The 4,211-nt window shown below is 55.8% G+C and carries 3 protein-coding genes; all 3 read right to left on the bottom strand.

Features of this window, described 5'->3' with window-relative positions:
* Positions 1-68 precede the first annotated feature (68 nt).
* The 3 genes from HNP33_RS20730 to HNP33_RS20720 all read right to left on the bottom strand — a co-directional run bounded on the left by HNP33_RS20730 (position 69) and on the right by HNP33_RS20720 (position 3,459).
* The gene (locus HNP33_RS20730) at positions 69-707 is read right to left on the bottom strand and encodes a hypothetical protein (RefSeq protein WP_184711756.1); all 639 of its coding nucleotides are present in this window, start codon (positions 705-707) and stop codon (positions 69-71) included.
* The gene (locus HNP33_RS20725; protein ID WP_184711755.1) at positions 670-2,451 is read right to left on the bottom strand and encodes a carboxypeptidase-like regulatory domain-containing protein; all 1,782 of its coding nucleotides are present in this window, start codon (positions 2,449-2,451) and stop codon (positions 670-672) included. Before HNP33_RS20725 ends, HNP33_RS20730 begins: the two co-directional genes overlap by 38 nt.
* Before the next feature lie 633 nt (positions 2,452-3,084).
* Entirely contained in the window at positions 3,085-3,459 is a 375-nt protein-coding gene (locus HNP33_RS20720) for an antitoxin Xre-like helix-turn-helix domain-containing protein (protein ID WP_184711754.1), read from the bottom strand.
* Positions 3,460-4,211: the final 752 nt, after the last annotated feature.

Genomic DNA, 4,211 nt, shown 5'->3' with positions numbered 1-4,211 from the left:
ACCGAGCTGGGCACGCCCCAAACGGTGGCCGTGGCATAACTACGTCTGGGGTTTGGGGAGACTCAGTCTCAAACCGATTTATGCAACAAAGCCCTGCGGTAGTACAAGTTAAAAGGCGTCCCACGCAAAGGAACAGTTTGCCCCACGACGCGTTGCTTTACATAGATATCGCATCCGCATTCAATGTCTACTTCCTCTCCAAAAGGGGGCTCTTCATTGTCTGGGTTGTTCGGATCTGGTGGACTGTCATCGGGTGGGGTAGTGGGCGGTGGACCGTCATCACCTGGAGGCGGAGGCGCATCCCCTGGCGGCCCCCAGGGCCAGTTGCAATCCCATGGTGTGAAATGTGTCATGGGAGTACGCCACAACTGCGTGCCCACTGGATACATTTGCGCAAGCGCTTTCAGCTCTTCAGCAGTAATGCCAAGCTGCGCAAGTTCGGCGCTGGTGGCGGCACGATCAGCCTCGGTGATTCGAAGTACTGCCTGGCCAGCATCAATGGACAGAATCTGGACTACACGTCCGTTATCCGAGCCAATCCACGCTGTACGCTCAAAGTCATACCAGCCCGCCGGAACCGCTGTACCGACAGGGGCTTGAATGAAGTTATTGGTGTATGTATAGACTGGCTGGTTGAAGCGGACATGCTTGGCGCCAAGCGCCTGTGCCTCATCTGCAGAGAAGTTGGCGGCCCAGGTGTAGCCCACGGTGGTGGGCTACACCTGGCATGGTTTGTGGGCCGTTTTCACCAATGGTGTATTCGGAAACGCGAACAGTGAGTTGCTCCAGATTCTGGGTTGAGCCATCCGCCATTTCTGCCACGGCCTTGGTGCCAGCGGGAAAGACGATGGTCGTGCGGCGTGCGCCTCGGTAGTCCGTGTTCTCCCCTCCCCAATAGGTCTGCAACTCGTTACGGGTGAGGTCAATCTGGCTGTACTGGTTATCAAAGGGGATAAGCACCACATCATCGGCAAAGGCCCAATCGCGCCACGGCGTGTTCACTTTGCGCTGAGCAGAGAGATAGCCCGTCTTTTCAACATGCACGGTGAGCCACCCACCTCCATTGACAGCCATGTCAAACCAGCCATCAACGCGGGTTTGCGTGTAGCCGTACTCTGGATGGCCCTGGATTTTGATAGTCGCCCCAGCCAGGGGGTTGCCATTCTTGTCCAATATTCTGCCGCGCAGGACCGCTGCCCGGATGGGGTCTATGGTTCCTGCAGCGACGTCCTTTTGAATGGGGTCTGTATCGTCATAGAGGAATTTGGTGCTGTCTTTAAAAGATGTCAGCACATTGGGCGGAAGTGGCGTGGCGCGTGTCTTGGGGTCTGGCGGAAGCTTGCCGTCGTCATTGACCCCCAAGAGGAATTGCTGGGTTTGTGTCTTGCCATTCCCGTCGCGCGCAAGCAGGGTGATGCGGTGCATACCTGTGGTGGAAGGTGCCCAACGTACCATTTGTTCAGGCGCCGCCCCCGAGATCGTCACACCCGCAGGGGTACTGGCACCGACGACTTCAACAGCGACGGGAGTGCCTTGGCTGTCCACAGCCCGAACCTGGTACTTCCAGTCAGCATGGACTTGCGCGGTCAGGCCGGGAACGCTCACAAAGCGTGGCAGGTCGGAGGCTTTCTCGAATGGAGACAGGTCACGGTTACCGGAGACCACAGGCCCGCCGCTATCCGTGCGCCCTGCATTGGCGTCAATTCGGATGAAGAGCTGTCCATCGCTGAAGGCGCCGTAGAGGGCCATCAGATCCGGGGTGTTGAGAACATTGTCACCTTCGGGGTCAGTGGCAAGTGCCGATATACCGGCCCAGTCCGCAATGCTGGTGTCGTGGATGCTGAGTTTGGAGAGTGCATTGGCCGCGCTGACAACGCCGGTGACCAAGGCAGAAGATGCCAGCACGATGGTGCAGATCGCCACAACAGCATTGTCTTTGATGCGGCCTGTTTTGATGCCCCACCATCCAGCCACAGCCATGGCGGCGGCAAGTGCAGCAATGAGTGCTGCGCTCATCAGTGGCACTGGCGTGGCGCTGCTGGCTTGAGGGTTTGGTACCGTGAGACCGATGGAGCCATTCCCCTGCCCACTAACCGGACTGATGAGGTAATCGCCCGAGGCACCCACGTTGAGCGTCAGGTACTGGCCTGGCTTGACGCCCAGTTGCGCCATGGGAATGGCCGCTTCAATGTGCTCGGTGATTTTTCCCGCAGCTGTTGTGCTGGCGAGCTTGCGGGCGCCGGACTCTACCGGAGCGGGGCTGCCCCAGGCATTGTTGCTGCAGGTGGCAAGGGTAACCGCGTTGACGGTTGCACCCGTAGTGTCCTGGGTGGTGTCGATATGGACCTGGTAGTCGATACCGGAGAGGGTTTGGGAGCCCGAGGCATCCTGAACCGTAGCGGAGCAGCCGGTAGGGCCACTATTTGCGCCACCATCCGTATCGATATACAAGGTGTAGCGCTGACTTCCAGTGGCTTGTGCAAATGTATGGGAAGGAAAGCATGCGTAAAGCGCAATGGCAATTGCCAAGAGCTGCAAAATCCACGTGGAAATTGAGCGCTCACTTCTTTGAAAAAACCGGCCAAGAATTTGATTGATAGGGATGGTCTGGCTTCCAAGCATTGACAGTTCCTCCAACTGTCAAAGCTCTGCCTCTGACAGGTAAATTTATTTAATTAATTGTTTCGAAGATTTCATAAGTCAGATTCTTTGTCAATGAGGTTTCTTTGGGTTTAGTAAGTTCGTTGCACAGAAACGCCAACAATAGAACGACGCAAATGAGTGACTTTACGGCTTCATGCATGAGGCAAAACGTACCGATTACTTCGGGAGCAGATGCTCGGAGAAATCGGGACCGCATACTCGGCAATGATTTGAGCGGTAAAGGGCTCTGTCACATAAATCATTCTGAGGTCGAGCTTCCCAAAACCACAGGCGTAGTTATGCCACGGCCACCGCCTGGGGTGCTCCCAGTTCGGTGAATTGATTGAGGAAGGAGCCCCGGATGTTGAGCTCGTCCACCCTCCATCTGGAGACTTGCCGTATCCGTCTGCGACCTAGTGAAATCCAGCTAAGGCGTAGCGTTCATCTTGCAATCCGCATCCCTTCCAGATAGACCAGCGTTCGAGCAAGTCCGTCCACTTTACGGATGAGTTGGTTCGGAATGCCCTGCAATGCTTTGTTGTAACTCTCCATCCATGCCAAGCGCTTGGCCTCGCTCCGGCCCACCAGTGGGTCGAGCGAGCGGAAGACCCGAATCAGCATAAGCGCCAGTTCCCCTTCCTTGGCTTTGACAGTGATCGTTCGAGACCGGGCTTTCAGCCTCGATACCGATGCTTCACTGATGCCGAGTACAGCCCCCAACTCGAGATTGCTCAGACCCAGTTGCTCCGCAGCGCATAAGGTGGCCTTGGTGACCACAGCAGCAGCATCTAATGCACGGCAAGGTGAGGCGGGCATGGGCTATTTCCAATCTTCACGCGTTATCGACAAACGACGGCTTCGTTGAGCTCCATGGATCATACAAGGATAGAAGGTAGTACCAGTTCGTGGACCGGACTGACAGCGACTTCTCCGGCTAAGCTCGCGTATCGGGGTGCCTGCTTCCTAGCACAGCAGTAACGCGATTGCTATTCTCCAGCATGTGAGTGGGCAGTAAGGTATGCCACCGGCCGTTCTTGGCCGGTAGGCGACTGTCTCAGAACGACCCACAAGAGACATTCATTCATCAACCGAAAGCGGTCTGTCATACCCAAAAATCTCTGGTGTCCATCGCGTTTTCCGCTTGCAGCCCCTTGGCACATGCGTTCATCATTGCGGTAGACGCATCGCTGTGCCGTGTACTACCGGAACGACCATGTCAGCGGTTGAAAAAGCGCACCCAGTACAGGTAAGCCTTTTCGGTATTGAGGCTATAGTGAAGGTAGCCAATGCGCTTGCGAACCTGGTCCAACAGTCGAATGGAACGCAAAACAGGTGTGCCGGGTTTCATGGAGTTGTATAACGGTTTTTTTCACGTTCAAGCAATCGCCACCCAAGGCTGTAAGACACTTTACTGAGTAAACCATGCCTAGAATGTCCGGCATCGTCCAGCTTATCCCGTCAGTTCTGCCGATACATGGCTTTGTTGCATAAATCGGTTTGAGACTGAGTCTCCCCAAACCCCAGACGTAGTTATGCCACGGCCACCGTTTGGGGCGTGCCCAGCTCGG

Origin of the sequence: Comamonas odontotermitis (genome assembly GCF_014207855.1) — a bacterium.
GTDB classification, from domain to species: domain Bacteria; phylum Pseudomonadota; class Gammaproteobacteria; order Burkholderiales; family Burkholderiaceae_C; genus Comamonas; species Comamonas odontotermitis_A.
The sequence above is the reverse complement of the archived record's forward strand: the minus strand, read 5'-3'. Positions and strand labels throughout refer to the sequence as shown.